The organism is Amycolatopsis sp. NPDC059657 (genome assembly GCF_042734395.1).
GTDB lineage: Bacteria > Actinomycetota > Actinomycetes > Mycobacteriales > Pseudonocardiaceae > Amycolatopsis.
Genome location: NZ_JBHWEB010000059.1, coordinates 40,242 through 58,346 on the forward strand (window position 1 = coordinate 40,242; position 18,105 = coordinate 58,346).

The following is an 18,105-nucleotide window of genomic DNA, read 5'->3' on the forward strand; positions in this document are numbered from 1 at the left end:
TCAGCTGCCTGCCAGCATCACCTCCAACGCCGACGCCGTGCCAGGGAACCGGCCCAGCAGCGCCACCCCTGGCTTGGCCGTTTCCCAGCCGCCCTCGCACCCGAGCAGGTTCGCCACCGCGTCGGTGGTCGCCGGATGCGCGGCCAGCAAGGCGACGCCGCCCGTGCCGCCGCGCCGTGGCTCGGACTTCGGGGCCGCCTGTTCGGCCCGCCACGGTGGCACCCACTCGTCGAGCGCCGCGAGGCGGCCGGGGAACAGCCGGCCTGCCTCGCGGATGAGCAGCGGCACGAGCTCGGCGCCGCGTTCGCGCAAGGTGGTGATCAGCGTCGGCAACCATGGCAGCAGCACCGGGTCCGGGAGCTGGGCGAAGGCGTTCGACACCGCCTCGACGACGAAGTCGGCCAAGCCCGGCGCCGGTTCCAGCGCGTGGACGAAGCCGCTCAGGTAGCGCGGATAAGCGGGCAGCACCAAGGGATTCGCCAGCAGATCGGCGCACCGCGCGCGCAGCTCCGCGCGCGAGAGGATCCCGAGCTGGACCTGCGCGGCCCATAGCAAAGCCACCTTCGACGGCTCGGCCGGGTGCGATCCGGCGATGGCCAGCTCCAGCTGGGTCCGGTCGCACCCCAGCGAAAGCGCGAGTGTCTCCATGCTGAACAGGAAGCCCAGCATCGCCGCGACCTGGTCCACGGTCGCGTCCTCGTCGGTGAACGCCGTGGGCAGCAGCGTGCAGTAATGCGCGTACCCGGTCTTGACGAACGCCTCGATCCAGGCGGGCAGCACCGGCTCGCTGGTCCGGTAGTGCGCGAGTAGCCGTCGCACGCGGTGCAGTACTTCCGGCGCGCCGTCGACGGTCCGTTCGGTCGACAGCACCTCCAGCGCGCGGGTGCCCAGCTCGTCCGCCAGCCGGGCACCGCGCAGGTAGAGCGTGGCGTCCTCGACGGCTTCGAGTGCCTTCGCCGCCGTGGCCTGCGGGTGGTACGCGGCCTTGCGGAGTCGTTGCTCCAGCACCTGTTCGATGCTGACACCCTCGTAGCCCAGCTCGATCAGGGACCGCTGGTGGGTGCCCAGAGCCAGGTCCCACGACTCCTGGATCGGCCGCTCGCCGAGCCGCCGCTCGCCCATGATCGGCCGTGCCGCGCCGTGCGGCATCAGGTACCTCAGCATCCACAGCACGTCGGAGCAGCGCCCGAGCTCCGGCCGGGAAGCGATGTCGAGCAACGCGCGCTGCACCCCTCGTTGCTGGAGCTTGAGGTTCAGCGGGGCGAGCCGATCGTGCACGTCGCGTGCCAGCGGCGGCAGCGCGTCGTAGCCGACCTGGCCGATCCGGTCGCCGCCCATCATGATCTCGACGATGCGGCGGACGTCGCGCCTGCCCGGCACGACATCCTTCTCGATGCACGTGACCGCCGCGTCCTGGAAGTCGTACGGCGTCGGCTTCGCTCTGTCGCGCATGCCCGCGAGCAGGATCGAGGTCTCGAACACCGCGATGGCGTCGGCGGTCGACGCCAGGTATCCGTTGCGGCGGGCGGCCCTGACGACGTCGACCGACCAGCGGAGCAGCTCGGCCTGGTCCAGTGTGTCCAAAGTGGGCGGTCGTTGCAGGAACCCGGAGAGGTGGTCGGAAGCCACCAGCGCGGCAACGGGATCGGGCAGTTCCGCCGGCGGCTTGCGCTTCTTCGCGCCCGTCTGATTCGTCAGCTGGAACGGTTTCACCTTGGTGCGCTTGAGGTTCTTCGCCCACTCGGTCGCCGCGATCGAGACCGAGCCCGCCGCCAGGCCGAACTGCGCCTCGATCGCCGCGTGGCTCGACGGGATCAGCCCGTACTGCCACGAGCTCGCGGTGCGCGGGCTGATCGCGAACCCGGCCGTGCCGCCGACGCCGAACTCCGCGACCCGGCTGGCCGCGTGGAACGCGCCGCAGATGTACAGGCACTCGGCGGGATCGGCGCCCGAAGCTGCCAGGTGCTCGCGCATTCTGGTCCACATGTAGCGCTCGCGGTCCTCGTCCACCCGCACCCGGCGCGTGTCACCGGGCGCGAGGCGGCGGAACAGGCTGCCGATCAGGAACATGACCTGGCGGTAGGTGTCGTGATCGCTGTCGCCGAGTGGGAGTTCGACGTACTGATGCCACCACTCCGACCAGTGCCGCACCTTGCCGTGCCGCAGCAGGTGCTCCTCCAGCTCGGCGAACCGCGGGCGCAGGTCGCCGATCTCGACCCCGATCGCGTCGCCGTGCAGCGCGGCTTCCTCGTCCTCGGGCGGCGTGTCCGGCGTCTCGGGACGGTCCCATTGGAAGACGTGGTCGGCCGACCGGTCGACGAGCACCAGCTCGACGCCAGGGGTGTCCAGCGCGTACGCGATCGCCTGGTACTCCGCCGAGGCCTCGGTGATCGGCGCGACCACCGACAGCGGCGCCCACTCGGCGGGGAACCCGTCGACCTCGGTCGCGAAGGCCTGCACCGCGACCGGAAGCCGGCAATTGCGCAGCTCGGTCAACAGCGGTGCCATGTCCTCGCACAGCTCCAGGTAGACCACCTTCGGCTGTTTCTCCCGCAGCCGCCTGGCCATCGCGATGGCCGAGGCCGGCGAGTGATGGCAGACCGGGAAGATCTCCAGCGGCTCCCGTACGGCGCGGTCGACGTCGTCGACAAGGCCGAGCAGGATGCCTTCCAGCGCCCTGGGCCCGTCGGCGAAGACGGCGGCGGCCTCGCGCAACTCGCCGCGCAACGCCTCGAAGGCGCCGCTCATGACAGGGTGGCGATCGCGTCGCGACCACCCTCCAGGAACTCCGGCCAGTCCCCGCCCTCGTCCTTGCTGCGCGGCTCGACCACGCCGTGCAGGTACTTGTTGAAGATGGCCAGATCTTCCGGTTCACGCCGGGCCAGCGAACCGACGAGCGAGGAGGCGAGCGTGCGGGCGGTCAGCGCGCGCTCGCCGAAGAAGTTGCTGTGCAGGATCGCGTCTTCGAGCACGCCGATCTGCTCCGCGGTGGACAACGCGGACTCCAGTTTCTCGTCGTCGCTGCCCGCCGAGACCGCGGCGGCACGCAGGTCGCCAAAGCTGCGCAGCAGCACGTCGAGCAATGTCGGCGGCACGTCCAACTCGATCTGGTGGCGGCGCAGCAGTTCCTCGGTGCGGAAGCGGACGATCTCGGTCTCGCTCTTCTTGTTCGTCACCACCGGGATGCGGACGAAGTTGAAGCGCCGCTTGAGCGCGGACGAGAGGTCGTTGACGCCGCGGTCGCGGCTGTTGGCGGTCGCGATGATCGAGAAACCCGGCTTCGCGAAGACGATGGCGTCGCTGTCCAGCTCCGGCACCGAGATGTACTTCTCGGACAGGATCGAGATCAGCGCGTCCTGCACGTCGCTGGTGGAGCGGGTCAGCTCCTCGAAGCGCCCGATCGAGCCCGTCTCCATCGCGGTCATGATCGGCGACGGGATCATCGACTCGCGGGACTGGCCCTTGGCGATGACCATCGACACGTTCCACGAGTACTTGATGTGGTCCTCGGTGGTGCCCGCCGTGCCCTGCACGACCAGCGTGGAGTTCCGCGAGATCGCGGCGGCGAGCAGCTCGGCGAGCCAGCTCTTGCCGGTGCCGGGATCGCCGATCAGCAGCAGGCCGCGGTCGGAGGCGAGCGTGACGATCGCCCGCTCGACGATGCTGCGCTCGCCGAACCACTTCTGCGCGATCTCGCGGTCGAGACCGTCGGCCCGCTCGGAGCCGAGGATGAACAGGCGCAGCATCTTCGGGGACAGGCGCCAGGCGAACGGCTTGGGCCCGTCGTCGACGGACTCGAGCCAGTCCAGCTCTTCGGCGTACTTGAGCTCGGCGGGTGCGCGCAACAGGTCGGACATGTCGTGCCTCTCAGGAAGTCAGGAAGGTCTTGAGTTCGTGGACGAGCTTGGTGATGTGGCCGGAGATCACCGGGGTGCCGAGGTCTTTGAACCGCTCGCGGAACCACGGGTTGACGCTGCCGCGCCCGGAGCTGGTGACCGAGCCGACCGGGATGAACTTCGCGCCGGACCGGTGGATGGCCGCCATGCTCTCGAACAGCTGCTCCACCCTGGTCTCGTAGAAGTCCGAGATCCACACCACGACGGTGTCGCGCGGCTCGGCGATCTTCGGCTGGGTCAGCCCCATGGCGACCATGCCGTCGTTGCCACCGCCGAGATTGGTGCGCAGCAACGTCTCGAAGGGATCGTGCACCCAGGGCGTGAGGTCGAGCGCCTGGGTGTCGTAGGCGATCAGGTGAACGTCCACTTTGGGCAGTCCGGCGAAGATCGAGGCGAGGATGGCGCAGTTGACCATCGAATCGACCATCGAGCCGGACTGGTCGATCACCGCGATCAGCCGCTGCGGCGTGGTCTTGCGCGCGGTGTGCCGGTAGTAGAGGCGGTCGACGTACAGCCGCTCCTCGTCCGGGCTCCAGTTGGTGAGGTTCTTCCAGATCGTGCGGTCGAGGTCGAGGTTGCGGAACACCCGCTTGGGCGGGACCGAGCGGTCCGGCGCGCCGACCGTCGCCTTCTCCACCTGGGTGCGCAGCACCTCGGCGACCTCGTCGACATAGCGGCGGATCAGGGACTTCGCGTTGGCCAGCGCCACCCCGGACAGATTGTCCTTGTCGCGCAGCAACTGCTCGATCAGCGACATGCTGGGGCTGAGCCGCGCGGCGAGCGCCGGGTCGGCGAGCACCTCGCGCAGGTGCATCCGCTTGACGAGGTCGGCCTCGATCGCGCTGATCTTCGGGATCAGCGTGCCGAGGTCCGGCGCCGGATGCCCGGCGGCGGTGCCGTGCGCGCTGGGCTTGGGAACGCCCGCCTCACAACCGAGCGCGCGCTTGAGCCAGGTCGCGTCGGCCTGCCAGCGCGAGAGCTGCCCGGCGGTGACCGTGCCGCGGCCGGTGGCGAAGACATTGAGCAGCACCTTCGAAACCAGCGCGGCGCGCCGCACCTCGGCGGCTCGGTCCCGCTCGTCTTCGGGCTCCGGGACCATCAGGCCCTCCAATTCGGCGGCCAACTCGGGATGCCGCTGCACGATGGAGTCGACGCCGGCGTACGGATCGAGCACCGCGGAGGGCAGGCCGATGTCCTCGACCACCGCCAGGCTCGCCGATTCGAGCGCGGCCTGCTCGTCGTCGTCGAACAGCCGGGACAGGAGGCGCCAGTACAGCACCTGGCGGCGGTTGTCGTGCGATTCGCTCATGTCCGCAACAACTTCCCGGCTCGTTCGCGCAACACGGCCGCGGCGTCGGTGGCGGCCTTCTCCGCCTTGACCCCGTTCTTGTCGGTCGTGCCACCCGCCCACGCCCCGGCATGCACGGCGGTGATCTTCTTGCGCACCAAGGTTTCGACGGCCAGCGGCTGGAGACGAAACGTGCCGGCGTCCCACCGGAGCAGGCCGATGCACGCGCCGGATTTCGCGACCGCCTCCGGCGTGAGCGGACCGGCGGCCGGGACCCGGTCGACGTCCACCGGCAGCCGATGCCCGGCGACCATGAACACCGCATCGTCCTCGATGTCGTATCCCTCAAGGAAAACCGGGACGGCGATGCTCGCAGGATGCCGGTCCAGCGGCGCGGTCGCCGACATGCTCGCCGTCGCCAGCGCGACCCGCGCGGTGGCGAAAGCGTCGGCGGGCTCGCCCATCCGGGCCTGCGCGCCGTCCCAGAGGAGATCGCCTTCCAGGGTGATCGGCATGTCGGTGAGATCCATCGACCGACCCGCGCTGACGGCTTCGAGCAGCGACAGATGGGGGCGCAGCAGTTGCCAGATCCCGGCGCCGATGATCGTGTCCGGCTTCGGCGCGGACACGCTGGCCCGCACGACCCGCGGCGTGGTGCCGTCCGACGGCTCGAACACGGCGTGCACTTGGGCCTGCGCGGCGGTCGAATGCTCTTGCAGGTCAACGCCCAGCGGCAAAAGACGGCCCGTCACGGCACCCGCCGACGTGGCCCCACCCGAAAGCGTCAGCACCATCGCGCGCGACCACAGATCACCCCAGCGCCGCGCCGGGAAGCGCTCGAGCCGCGCACCGGGACACGACGCGGCGAGTTCGGCGGCGAACCCGTCGAGCAAAGCCGCCAGCCTGCGCAGCCCCGGTTCCGGAAGCAACGCCGAAACCACCGGCGCCGCACCGGAAACCAGGTCATGGTCGATGCCCTGCCACCCGGCGCGCGCCAGATCGGCCAGCCAGGATCGGGCGGCCGCAAGCAGATTCGGCGATTCACCCGACGCGGTGACCGTGGCGGTCTCCTCGCCGAGCGGCCGTCCGATCGCCTCGGCGACCCTCACGATCAGTGCGTCGTGAACCGAGCCTGCCAACGCGACACGGGCGGCCGCGAGCGCGAGCAGATGTTCCTCGCCCGCGACTCCGGCCGCGGCCTTCTCAGCCGCCTCGGCGACTCGCCCTGCCAACGGCGAACCGGCCATGGCGCCGGCCAGCTCGGTCAGGCAGGCGACCTGCGCGGGCTGAGGCCGGAGCAGCCCGGACACCAGCGCGCGGTCGACGGCGTCGACGGCGGCCAGCGCCTCGTCGATCCCCGCAACGGGTTCGGTGAAGAGATCGGCCAGCATCAGACCACCGCCCTGGTCGGCGGGAACCACTGCATTTCCGGCACCGGCGCCGTCGACGGAGCCAGTTCCAAATAGGCCAGGTGCCGGAGAAAACGGCTGAACACGGCCGCGGCGGCACCTCTGTCCCCTTGGGATGGACGCGTGCCGATCATGGCGTCGGCGATGGCCTGCGCACTCGGCTCATCCGGCTCCACGCGCAGATAGCGCGCGACCCGCTCGGCGCCGTATTGCAGCACCGCCTCGGTGATCAGCGCGAGAATATGGTTGCAGAACGAACCGCGCGCGCCACCGCACGGCCGATTGTTGTTGGTACTACAGGCGAACTCGTACGTTCCTGCCAAGACCGACGAGACGTACACCCGCCCGATGTCGGACCCGCTGGACACCACACCCTGCACCCGCCCGTCGGCCAGCTCGACGAACGGGACCTTGGCGAGCTTGCGCGGGCACGCGGGCGGCAGCACCCGTGCCAAGCTCGAACTTTCCCAGTCAGACAACGTACTTTCTCCTTGCGGCGACACCTCGGCGGGGACACCACAGAACCTATCGGCAACCACCGACAGTTTCGGATCACCGCACGTCGGACGCCGCCGGAAAGGGGGTCGTGAGTGGTACGGCCGGTTCTAACCGGCCGTACCACTCACGAGTCGGCGAGGGTTTCGCGGGCGACGAGCACTCCGCCGACGAACGCCACCGGCATCACGATGATCGCCGCGAGCGGGATCGCGCACAGCAGCGAAGCGGGCAGGCCGAGGCCGAGTGCGAGCGCGCGGCGTTCGCGCAGCAGGGCCGTGCGCTGCTTCAGGTCCATCCCGCGCCGGTAGAACGGCACGGCGATCAATTCCAGTGCCAGGAACCAGGAGGTCACCAGCGCGAGCAGCACCGGGACGACGGTCTGGCCCACCACCGGGATGAACCCGGCGAGCAGGAGCGGGATGGTGAACAGCAGCGACCGCAGCACCAGGAGCAGGCCGTCGCGCAGGCCCATCCCCAGCAGCCGCCACCAGGACAGCTCCACCGCGCCGGGCACGCCGCCGAGGTCGTCCTCGACCCGCTCCGCGATGTGCTCGTAGAACGGCCCGCCGACGGCGAGGGTGAGGGCGGAGAAGCCGATCACGCCGATGGCGAGCGCCGCCGCGAAGACCGCGACACCGACCGCGACCCTCATCGTCGTCTGCCAGCCCACCGACCAGCTGTCCGCGAACGGGGTGGCCCAAGCGGCCAGGTCGTCGATCGAATAGGCCAGCGCGACCAGGCCGCCGAGCAGGAGCAGCGTCGTCAGCACCGCGGGCAGCGCGCCGATCAGCAGCAACCGGGGTGACCGCAGCAGAATGCCCAGGCCTTGACCGAACATCCGCAGGCCCTTGGCGAAGTCGCGCATGCGGCTATTTCTATCTCAGCGCTCCGGGACTCGGCCCACCGCGGTCTCGTGCACAAACGCCCACCGCAGCGCGTCGCCGTCGGGGCGCAGCAAGGCGCTGACCCGGCGTGCCGTCCGCTGCTCCCCCAGCACGTGCGACTCGAGGAAGCGCACCAGCACGGCGTCGTCGAGCCGGGCGACGACGGTGACTTCGGTGATCTCGATGCGCAGTCCAGGCTGAGCGCAGGCCGCGCCCGCCAACGCCGTCAGCAGCGTTTCGCGGTCGAGCACCTCACCGGAGACAGTGACCAGCGTGAAGTCGTCCGTGTGGGCGGCGCGCAGGTCGGCCAGCACGGTCTCCTCGGCTCGCGAGCCGAGCCAGGCGGCGAGCAGGTCGTGCTGGCGGACCACCTCGGCCGCGATCGGATCATCCATACCCCGAGATTAGGCCACCATTTGGTCCAACGAAGCGGGGCACCAATGGTACTGGCGAGTGGACCATAGGTGGCCCAAGCTGGAGCCATGACACAGGCGATCGACGATCTGGACCGGTGGATCCGCGGCGAGTTCACCGACCTCAACACCAAGCTCGAGGAGATCTACTTCGCCGAGAAGGCACTCGTGCTGCGCGGCAGTGCGGAGGTGGACGAGCTGACCGCCGTGCTCGTGCGCGACGGCGGATCGCTGATCAGCAAGGTGTCCGAGCGCAAGGTGCTGCCCGAGAACGCTGACGCGCGCTACGAGCTGCTGGGCATGGTCGGCTTCTACCTCGCCGCCTGCCGCCGCCACGAGGTCGAGCCCGACCAGGCTCAGTTCGCATCGCTCGCGCTGGCGTTGGCCGCGCCGCTCGGGGTGGCGCCGCGGTTCGCCTCATCCCATCAGAACATCCACAACCGGTCCGTCGGCGGCTCGCTCACCACCTTCACCACCCTGGACAGCGAACGCGTTTTCCTGCTGTACAACGGACTTTCCGTGATGGCGTACCGCCGCGCCGCGCACGCGCTGCTCAGCGTGCCCGCGCTGGGTGTGTCGAGCCCGCTCGCGACCTATCACCTCACGGACGCCGTGGCCGCGCTACGCGATGTACTGCGCTTCAGCCAGGCACTCGCGGGCGAACTCGACCGCGACCGGTTCTTCTACAACATCCGGCCTTACTTCAAGAGCCATCGTGTCGGCTCGCGGGAGTTCCGCGGCGTGAACGCGGGCGACTTCGCCGCGATCAACGCCATCGACGTGCTGCTCGGCCTGTGTTCACCGCACGATCCCTTCTATCAAGGGGTGATCACCGAGAAATACCCTTACGTCGCACCGAAAGACCAGAAACTCCTGCGTTCCCTGGCGACCACCGAGTCCTTATTGGACATGGTCGTGCGAGAACTCGAAGCCGGTCCGCCATCGGCACCGCTGCGGGAGAACGCCGAGCTGCTGCTCGACGCCTGCCGAGGACACGCCGCCGCGACCGTGTTCCACCACAACCAGCTCGTCGCCCCGTTCTTACGGGAGCCCGCCGGCTACGCCCCACCGGAACACCAGGCCGACATGACGACCAGCGGACCACCACTGGAAGCGGTCATCGAGACGCTCGCGCGGCTGCGTGACCTGCGCGCGGCGCACGAACGCCCCGGCGTCGCGACGGCCCGGCCCACGCTCGACCGCGTCCGAGCCCTGCTCCAGTCCGCGAGCTGACCGTACTTATACCCACACCCGCCACCGAAGCCGGTGAACCGGCTCGCTTCGTTCACGTTGCCGAACGCCGCTTGGGGTAATGTGCCTCAGTCCGACCGGCGAATTTGACCACGTGAGGTGCCATGACTGTCCGGCGGTATCGGGTGGCGATCGGGCTGATCGTGGTCTTGGCGTGCCTGGTGGTCCTGAACGGGTTCGCGTTCTGGGGCGACACCTTCGCGCAGTGGGTCGACGACGCGCTGCAGCTGGGCACCGGGCTGTCCGCGGTGGTCTGCGGCTGGATCGTGGCACGGCGGGTCGGCGGGACGCAGCGGTGGTGGCGGCTGCTGATCGTGTTCGGCATGGCGGGCTGGTCGGTCGGCCAGTTCATCTGGTCGTGGTACCAGCTCGTCGACGGCCGGGGCCTGCCGTCGCCGTCGGCGGCCGACGTCGGCTATCTGACCTTCCCGGTGTTCGCCATCGCGGCGCTGTTCGTGCTCGCGAGATCGAAGGAACGGCCGCATTCCGAACGCCGTCAGCTGTCACAGTGGACCGCGCATTTCGGGATGACCGTGGTGCTCGACGGGCTCGTGGTGACCGGCTCGCTGTTCGTGCTGATCTGGACGGCGGCGCTCGGCCAGCTGGTCCATTCCACCGGGCCGGACGCGCTGGCGTGGGCGGTGGCCATCTCGTACCCGCTCTCCGACCTGGTCGTGGTCGTCATCGCGGTGCTGCTGGTGGTGTTCGACCGGGTGGACCGGCCCTACCGCGCGAACCTGCTGCTGCTCGCGGCGGGCATCGTCGCGCTGGCGTGCTCGGACGCCGTCTTCGCGTATCTCGTCAGCATCGGCGCGCAGAGCATGAAGCCGTGGTCGGACGCGGGGTTCGTGCTCGGACCGCTGTTCATCGCGTACGCGGTGCTCGCGTCGCCAGGCCGCCGTCGCGGTGAGGAGGACGGGGAGAGCGGCGTCGACTGGTGGCAGGTCGCGCTGCCCTATCTGCCGGTGACGGCGGTCGCGCTGCTGATCACCGGGCAGCTGGTGTTCGGCGACGGGCCGGACGCGGTCGAGGTGTGCGTCGGGCTCCTGATCGTCTTCCTGGTGCTGGCCCGGCAGCTGCTTTCACTGCTTGATAACCGGCTATTGCTCGTGCGCGTTTACGAAGGCCAGCGCCAGCTCGCGCACCAGGCGTTCCACGACCCGTTGACCGGGCTCGCCAACCGGGCGCTGTTCGCCGACCGCCTCGACCGGGCCGTCGCCGAGGAGCCGCGCAGCGAAGGCGCACTGGTGCTGATCTTCGTCGACCTCGACGACTTCAAGGAGGTCAACGACCGGTTCGGGCACGCGGGCGGCGACATCCTGCTGCATGAGGTCGGCCAGCGGCTGCTCGGCTGCGTCCGGTCGACCGACACGGTGGCCCGGCTCGGCGGCGACGAGTTCGCGATACTGCTCGAAGGCGAGGTCGACGCGCCGGAGGCCGTCGGGGAGCGGATCCGCGGTGCGCTGCGCCGTCCGTTCGCGGTGCACGGAACCCTGGTCGCGGTCCGCGCGAGCATGGGACTGGTCGTGCCCGACCCCGGCGAGCCGCTGATCACCTCCGACGTGCTGCTCGGCCGCGCGGACACCTCGATGTACGCGGGCAAGCGGCTCGGCAAGGACACGACCGTCGTCTACCGCCCCTCCCACGACGGTCCCCCCGACTTCCCGTCCGCGCTGCGGCAGGCACGCGGCGGCACCCCGGCGGGCTTCAGCCTCGCGTTCCAGCCGATCGTGCTGCTGGCGGACGAGGCACCGGTGGCCGTCGAGGCACTCGCGCGCTGGACCGCCCCTGACGGCACCGAGATCTCGCCGGAAACCTTCGTCCGCGCCGCCGAAGCCGCCGGTCTCGGCGCCGAGCTGGACACACTCGTCCTCGACCTCGCCTGCCGCGAGATCACCGCACTCGAACCAGGCCTGTCGGTGCACGTCAACGTCGGCGCGAGCAGGCTCGGCACGGCCTCGCTCGAACAGAGCATCCGCGACACGTTGCACCGCTACCGGCTCCCGGCGTATCGGCTCGTCGTCGAGATCACCGAGACGATCCCGATCCTCGACCTGACCTCGGCCGCCGAAGCGATCCGGCGCCTGCGCGCACTCGGCGTCCGCGTCGCGCTGGACGATTTCGGAGCCGGCTACAGCTCGCTGACCTGGCTGCACGCGCTGCCCGTCGACCTGATCAAGCTGGACCGGGCGCTGACGACGGGCATCCAGCCGGCCCGCGACGCGGCTTTGTGCCGCTCGCTGGTCGAGCTGTGCGCGGACCTGGAGCTCGCCGTGGTCGCGGAGGGCATCGAGACGGCCGAGCAGGCCGAGCTGATCGCGCGCGCGGGTTGCACGATGGCGCAGGGGTATCGCTTCGGGAGGCCGGCGCCCTTGGCCGACCTGGGGCTTTCCCGGGCGAGCCTTCCTGGGTAAAGGGCTCCTCTCACCCGACCCTGGCTGTGTGAAGGCTCCCTTCACACAGCCCGGTCCCTGTGAAGGGAGCCTTCACCCAACCTGAGTGGATGAAGGCTCCCTTCACAACCTGGGTTTGTGAAGGGAGCCTTCACAAAGCTCTGGTCATTCGGCTTGGAGGCCGGGTGGGAGCACGCCGAAGATGGTCGCGGTCGAGCCGGCACCGCGGCGATGGATCGGGCCGCCCGCGAGTACCCAGGCGCCGGTGGTCGGCAGCGCGCGCAGGTTCGCCAGTATCTCCAAGCTGATCCGGTGCCGCTGGTAGACGAGCTTGGACACCGTGTACGTCTCGTCGGTGCCGACGTCAGGGCTGAACGTGTCCGTGCCCGTGCCGCCGCGGCGGCCGATGCGGCCGGTGTCGATGAGCCACTTGACCGCCGGGATCGAGAAGCCGGGCTGGTGGATGCCGCCGTCCGCGTCGAGGTTGGGGAACGCGGGCGTGCCCCACTTGGCGTCCCAGCCGGTCCACAGGATGACCATCGAGCCGTCCGGGATGCGGCCGTGGCTGCGTTCCCATGCCTTCAGGTCGTCGATGGTCACCGCGTAGTCGGCGTTCTGCGCGGCCTTGGCGCGGATGTCGATCTTGACGGCCGGCAGGAACAGGTCGGCGGGGTCCATCTCGTCGGCGAGCGGCTCGCCGGTGTTGAAGTGGCCCGGCGCGCCCCAGTGCGTCCCGGTGTGCTCGCCTTCGCGGACGAACTGCAGGTAGTAGCCATCACGCGGGATCGTGGCGATGGTCTCCAGCGTGAACGCCGGGTCCCCTGGGAACACGTTCGTCGTGGCCGGGTCGTTGACGTGCGACAGGTTGACCAGGTTGAGCTGGTCAAGCCGGACGGGCGGGGCCGTGGTCTCCGTGGCCTCGGCGGTACGCCCGGTCGTCAACGCGCCGAACAACCCCGCCACCCCGGCGGCCAGCACTCTTCGCCTCATCGGCATGCGATCACCTTTCAAGCAAGCCCGCCGCGCGGCGGGCTTGGACGGTGATATCACCCGGCTGCCCTCTTGCCCAAGGCTTTGCGGGGGATCACACGGCGAGACGCGGCGATTCGGAGTAGCGCACTGCCCCATCTGCGAAGGGGCCTCCTACCGGGCCGGAACCGGGACCACCTCCGGTGCCGCGTGACCGAGTTTGACGCGGGCGCCGCCGTCTTCGTAGGTCTCCGCCCAGAACCGGTCGTCCCGCTCGCAGGCGCCGCCCGCGTCCGACGCGATGGTCCGCGCGGTGGCCGATTCCGCTTGCGGCGCACCGAAGGTGACGTCGATCGGCGGCAGGTCGGCGCAGAGCACGCCGTCGGTGTAGTACCCGATGAACGAGCCTGGCGTGTTGTTGAGATCGCCGGACGCCGCGTCGATCGTCCACGCGCCGATCGCGATCGGATCCCGCACCGGCTCGGCCGAAGCGTCACGGAAGGAGCCACGCCAGGTCGTCTTGCCGTCGACGGGCTCGCCGCGCGAGACGGTCAGCTCGTAGCGATGCCCGCGCTCGGCGGGTAACCCGGCGAGCTCGCAGGTCGCGCCTTCCACACCGTCGGTGCCGGTCCGGCAGGTCTCCGGAGCGGCCGGTTCCACGCCGGGACCGAAAATGGAGAACAGCGCGTGCATCGTGCCGTCCGGGTACGGCTGCACCGCCAGGTACGCCCAGTCGTCACGGGCGAGGAAGCCGAAGTGCCTCGCGAACCGGTAGCCGCCGGCCGCCGGGAACTGGGTCAGCGTGATCGGCAGCGTCATCGACCGCCAGCCTGCCACCTGCGGGGTCGCCGTGCTGACCAGCGAGCTCTGTGTGCCGGCGAGCCCGCCGGGCGTGCCGCGGACCGGCACCGGGATCCGGCCGGGCGGCACCACCGAGGCGGGGTCGAGGTTCGTGGCGGTGAGTGCCGGCTCCAGCGTGATCCTGGGCAGCCGCGGCGAGCCAGGCCGCAGGCGCACGGCCAGGTTTTCGGTCACGTCGGCGGGGATCTCCTTGATCTGGCAGGAGAACTTGCCGCCCTGCAGGGTGAGTTCGGCGGTGCAGGTCCATCGATCCGACGCGGCGGCCAGCGAGGCCAGCTCGCCGTTGACCGTCCCGGTCACCTGGACGTCGGTGGCCGTCGCGGGCCCGTCGTTGCGCAGGCTCAGGTCGACGACCGTGTCCACGCCGGTGCCGTGCACCTCGCGCTGCGCCGTGCTCAACCGCAGCAGGGCGGTCCCGCCGGCGTGCGCAGGCGGCGCGACCGTCCACAGCAGACAGGACAGGCCGATGACCACGAGCTTCCTTGCCGACCTGGTCACGGCCGGACCTCCCTCGACGCGGGGCTATTCGATCAAGGTCGACTATTACCCGCACCGCGGGGCCACTGCGCGGCATGTACGTCGTGTGAGTGACGCCGCGGCGACCGGCACCCGCCGGTGCATGGTGTTCAAGTGCTGAACATGATCCAGAGCCCTGCCCGCGACACCGTGACCGTCGTGCCGGCCGACGAGCACCCGGTGCTCCGCAGCGGCCTGCGTGTGCTCAGCTCGCCTCGGTGAGGTAACGGGCCTGCGAGGGTGTCACGACCTCGGGCCGCACCGGTGTTTCGTCACGCAGGTGTTCGCGTAGTGCCCGATGGGTCATCGGGAGAGTGCCCGAGATGACGGCGAGCCTGGCCCGTGGCGGGCCGGCGGCGAACACCGCGAGACGCGCGGCCGGACGGACGGCCACGTCGACCACACCGAACTGGTCGAAGCCGCCGAGCACGCGCATCCACTTCGGCAGGCTGGCGATCGTGAGCGGGGCCATCAGCCTGCTCATCGCCCACAACCGCAGCTTGCCCCGCGCACGCGGGGTGCGCAGCAGGTAGTGCATGCCCTCGTGGGCGCGTTCGGTCACGCACAGCGTCGGGCGGACGGCCGCGAAGTACTCGCGCACCGCTTCGCGGGACGCCGGGACGTCCGGCGGCTTGCAGGTCTGGAGTTCCGCGGCGAGGACGCAGTCCGCCCAGTAGCGGGCCTCCTCCTCGGGTGACAGCGGGCCGGGGCCGTACAGCTCGTAGCACTTGAGGACCGAGTGCCAGCCGGTCACATGGATCCACAGCTGGGATTTCGGGTTGTTGGCGCTGTAGCGCTTGCCGGTGATCGGTTCGACGCCGGTCGCTTCCGCGTGCACCTTCATCAGGTGCTCGGACAGCGCGAGCGCGGTGGGGCTGTCGGCGACCGCGACGGTGAGGAAATAAGCGAGTGTGCGGTCGAGCCGCCCGACCGGGTCGGTGTAGATCCCGCGCAGGTCGGCGACGGCGGCGGTGAGGAACGGGTCGAAGTGCTCGAGCACCACCGCCCGCTGGAAGCCGATCAGCGCGGTGGGTGCCGTCCATACCTTCCATGTCGGCGAGTCCGGTCCGAAGAAGCCGTAGTCCTGGCGCGTCATCGCGTCTCCTCTAATTACTACCGAGGAGTAGTAATATGCTACGGTGGAGTAGCTTTGTCCAGAGGGAGGCGAGATTGACCGCGAAAAGACGGGCCTACGCCGCTCGGATCCCGGCCGGGCAACGCCGGACCGAGCTGCTCGACGCCGCGCTGGCACTGGTGGTCACGGCCGGGCACAGCGCGGCGACGATGGAGGCCGTCGCCGAACGCGCGGGCGTCACGAAGCCGGTCGTCTACGGCGTTTTCGAGAACCGGGCCGCCTTACTGAGCGCGCTATTGCGCCGAGAGCAGGAACAGGCGTTACGCCAAGTGCTCGAAATAATGCCGAGTGACCTCGCCGCGCCGAACCTGCTGCCGCAGCTGTTGCGCGATTTCCTCGACGTGGTCGCGAAATCGCCCGACCGCTGGCGTTGTGTCGTGATGCCGATGCCGGATCTGCCCGCGCAGTTCCACGCCGCGCGCGAGTCGGCACGCGCGCTCACCCTCGCGCGCGCGGAAGACTTCGCCCGCGCGACGTTGCACTGGCTCGATCCCGAAATCGCCGCGCACACGATGGTCACACTCGCCGAAATGGCCGCGCGGCTCGTCCTCACCGACCCTGCCCGGTTCCGGCCGGACCGGTTCGTCGCCGCGCTGACCGCGCTGACCGCTCCGCGAGTCCACTGAGGACGGTGCGCCGCCGGAACAATACTCATGGCGGGTTGTTGGGCCCCCGTGCAAAGGGGACGCTGTCCGTGGCTCCGAGGCGCGGGGCCCAGGAAGGACAACCCCATGAGATCGAGGGTACTTTCTGCTGCGCTCACACTGGCCATGAGCCTGGTGGGAGCAGCGGCCTTGACGCCATCGGCCCACGCGGCGGCCTGCGGTGACCAGCTCGTCGGCAATGGCGGATTCGAAAGCGGCACAGCGCCGTGGACGCAGACCACCGGTGTCATCACCGCTGGTACGACGGCCGAACCGGCCCATGGCGGCACCATGGAAGCGAAACTCGGCGGCCGTGGCACCACGCACACCGACACCCTCTCGCAGTCGGTCACGCTGCCGACCGGATGTTCCTCGGCGACGCTCACCTATTGGGCGCATATCGACACCAAGGAAACGACCACCAGCACCAAATACGACACTTTGGTCGTACAGGCCGGATCGGACACTCTGGCCAGTTACTCCAATCTGGACAAGAACACCGGCTACGCGCTGCGCACCGTCGACATGACGCGCTACCTCGGGCAGACCGTGACGCTGAAGGTCACCGGCTCCGAAGATTCCAGCCTGGTGACCAACTTCGTACTCGACGACTTCTCGCTCACCACCGGCACCGGCACTCCCCCTGACACCACGCGCACCCCGATCAATCCGGCGTACACGGTGAATCTGACCTCGAACACCGCGGGCGACACCTGGACCGGGCACCAGACGGCGAGCTTCACCAACGGTTCCGCGACGCCACTGCCCGAGGTCTACCTCCGGCTGTGGGACAACTACCACGGCAGCTGCCCGGCGACGCCGATCACGGTCACCAACGTCACCGGCGGCACGGCGTCCCCGCTGAGCGTCGACTGCACCGCCTTGAAGATCACGCTGCCCGCTCCGCTGGCGCAGAACCAGTCCGCCACGATCGGCTTCGACCTGGGCATCGTGGTGCCCAGCGGCGCGGACCGGTTCGGCCACGACGGCCCGTACAACATGATCGGCAACGCGCTGCCGGTGCTCGCGGTGCGCGACGGCGCAGGCTGGCACCTCGATCCCTACACCAACAACGGCGAGTCGTTCTACTCGCTGATCAGCGATTTCGACGTCACGCTCGTGCACCCCACCAGCCTGCTGACCCCGGCGACCGGCACCTCGACGGAGACCACCAGCGGCAGCACGACCACCACCCACGCCACCGCGGCCAAGGTGCGTGACTTCGCGTGGGGCGCCGGGCCGTTCGCCAAGATCTCGGGCACCTCGAACAAGGGCTTCAAGGTCAACGTCTACTCGGCGAGCGGTATCTCGTCCGCCAACGCGACGTCCATGCTCAACCTCGCGAAGGACTCGCTCGACGTCCACTCAGGACGGTTCGGCGACTACCCGTACTCCGAGCTGGATGTGGTGCTGGACAACAACTTCTGGTTCGGCGGCATGGAGTATCCCGGCTTCGTGATGGACCTCGTGTCGAATGTCGCGCTGCCGCACGAGATCGCGCACCAGTGGTTCTACGGCATCGTGGGCGACGACGAGTACACCTCGCCGTGGCTCGACGAGAGCTTCACCGACTACGCCACCGACCTCTACCGGGGCGTGACCGGAAGCGGCTGCGGCATCACGTGGCAGTCCAGTGCCGAGAAGCTGACCAACTCGATGGCCTACTGGGACGCGCATTCGTCCCGCTATTCCACGGTGGTCTACAACTACGGCAAGTGCACCCTGCACGACTTGAGGCGGCTCATCGGTGACACCGCGATGGCCAACCTGCTCAAGACTTACGCGCAGTCGCACTGGTACGGCGTCTCGACCACGGCCGAGTTCAAGGCCGCGGCCCAGGCGGCGGCGGGCTCGACCGACCTGACGTCCTTCTGGGCGTCCCACCGAGTCGAAGGCTGAGCCACGGTTTGGGGTCGTGAGTGGTACGGCCGGTTCTAACCGGCGGTAC

The 18,105-nt window shown here is 69.5% G+C and carries 14 protein-coding genes; 4 read left to right on the forward strand and 10 right to left on the reverse strand.

From position 1 onward, the window contains the following. From ACFV15_RS28315 to ACFV15_RS28345, 7 genes are all read right to left on the reverse strand, one after another. The gene (locus ACFV15_RS28315; protein WP_378353796.1) at positions 1 to 2,748 is read right to left on the reverse strand and encodes a DUF5682 family protein; all 2,748 of its coding nucleotides are present in this window, start codon (positions 2,746 to 2,748) and stop codon (positions 1 to 3) included. Further along, complete coding sequence (locus tag ACFV15_RS28320; protein WP_378353797.1) at positions 2,745 to 3,857, reverse strand: AAA family ATPase; 1,113 nt, start codon at positions 3,855 to 3,857, stop codon at positions 2,745 to 2,747. The genes ACFV15_RS28315 and ACFV15_RS28320 overlap by 4 nt, the downstream gene beginning before the upstream one ends. A 10-nt stretch (positions 3,858 to 3,867) precedes the next feature. After that, on the reverse strand, positions 3,868 to 5,205 hold the full coding sequence (locus ACFV15_RS28325; RefSeq protein WP_378353799.1) for a VWA domain-containing protein: 1,338 nt from the start codon (positions 5,203 to 5,205) through the stop codon (positions 3,868 to 3,870). Then, positions 5,202 to 6,575: a hypothetical protein gene (locus ACFV15_RS28330; protein WP_378353800.1), complete on the reverse strand. Its 1,374-nt coding sequence runs from the start codon at positions 6,573 to 6,575 to the stop codon at positions 5,202 to 5,204. The genes ACFV15_RS28325 and ACFV15_RS28330 overlap by 4 nt, the downstream gene beginning before the upstream one ends. After that, the gene (locus tag ACFV15_RS28335; RefSeq protein ID WP_378353802.1) at positions 6,575 to 7,072 is read right to left on the reverse strand and encodes a hypothetical protein; all 498 of its coding nucleotides are present in this window, start codon (positions 7,070 to 7,072) and stop codon (positions 6,575 to 6,577) included. The genes ACFV15_RS28330 and ACFV15_RS28335 overlap by 1 nt, the downstream gene beginning before the upstream one ends. A gap of 143 nt (positions 7,073 to 7,215) precedes the next feature. Continuing rightward, entirely contained in the window at positions 7,216 to 7,956 is a 741-nt protein-coding gene (locus ACFV15_RS28340; protein WP_378353804.1) for an EI24 domain-containing protein, read from the reverse strand. A gap of 15 nt (positions 7,957 to 7,971) precedes the next feature. Next, positions 7,972 to 8,370, reverse strand: coding sequence for a DUF4440 domain-containing protein (locus ACFV15_RS28345; protein WP_378353805.1), 399 nt, complete (start codon positions 8,368 to 8,370; stop codon positions 7,972 to 7,974). A gap of 87 nt (positions 8,371 to 8,457) precedes the next feature. On the opposite strand from ACFV15_RS28345, the gene ACFV15_RS28350 reads away from it, so the two are divergent. Together ACFV15_RS28350 and ACFV15_RS28355 are read left to right on the forward strand one after the other, a co-directional pair. After that, a complete protein-coding gene (locus tag ACFV15_RS28350) occupies positions 8,458 to 9,621 on the forward strand; it encodes a monodechloroaminopyrrolnitrin synthase PrnB family protein (protein WP_378353807.1) in 1,164 nt (387 codons plus the stop codon). Positions 9,622 to 9,743: 122 nt separating this feature from the next. Further along, positions 9,744 to 12,053 (forward strand): putative bifunctional diguanylate cyclase/phosphodiesterase, encoded by a 2,310-nt coding sequence (locus ACFV15_RS28355; RefSeq protein ID WP_378353809.1) that lies wholly within the window; start codon positions 9,744 to 9,746, stop codon positions 12,051 to 12,053. Between the two features lie 144 nt (positions 12,054 to 12,197). Here the strand turns inward: ACFV15_RS28355 and ACFV15_RS28360 are convergent, their stop codons facing one another. The 3 genes from ACFV15_RS28360 to ACFV15_RS28370 all read right to left on the reverse strand — a co-directional run bounded on the left by ACFV15_RS28360 (position 12,198) and on the right by ACFV15_RS28370 (position 15,474). Next, a complete protein-coding gene (locus ACFV15_RS28360; protein WP_378353811.1) occupies positions 12,198 to 13,028 on the reverse strand; it encodes a cyclase family protein in 831 nt (276 codons plus the stop codon). 147 nt (positions 13,029 to 13,175) lie between these two features. Next, a complete protein-coding gene (locus ACFV15_RS28365; RefSeq protein WP_378353813.1) occupies positions 13,176 to 14,360 on the reverse strand; it encodes a hypothetical protein in 1,185 nt (394 codons plus the stop codon). 223 nt (positions 14,361 to 14,583) lie between these two features. Then, a complete protein-coding gene (locus ACFV15_RS28370; RefSeq protein WP_378353814.1) occupies positions 14,584 to 15,474 on the reverse strand; it encodes an oxygenase MpaB family protein in 891 nt (296 codons plus the stop codon). A 74-nt stretch (positions 15,475 to 15,548) separates the two neighbouring features. On the opposite strand from ACFV15_RS28370, the gene ACFV15_RS28375 reads away from it, so the two are divergent. Further along, a complete protein-coding gene (locus ACFV15_RS28375; protein ID WP_378353816.1) occupies positions 15,549 to 16,139 on the forward strand; it encodes a TetR/AcrR family transcriptional regulator in 591 nt (196 codons plus the stop codon). Between the two features lie 105 nt (positions 16,140 to 16,244). Further along, positions 16,245 to 18,056, forward strand: a complete 1,812-nt coding sequence (locus tag ACFV15_RS28380) for a M1 family metallopeptidase (RefSeq protein ID WP_378353818.1) — start codon at positions 16,245 to 16,247, stop codon at positions 18,054 to 18,056. The last annotated feature ends 49 nt before the right edge of the window (positions 18,057 to 18,105 follow it).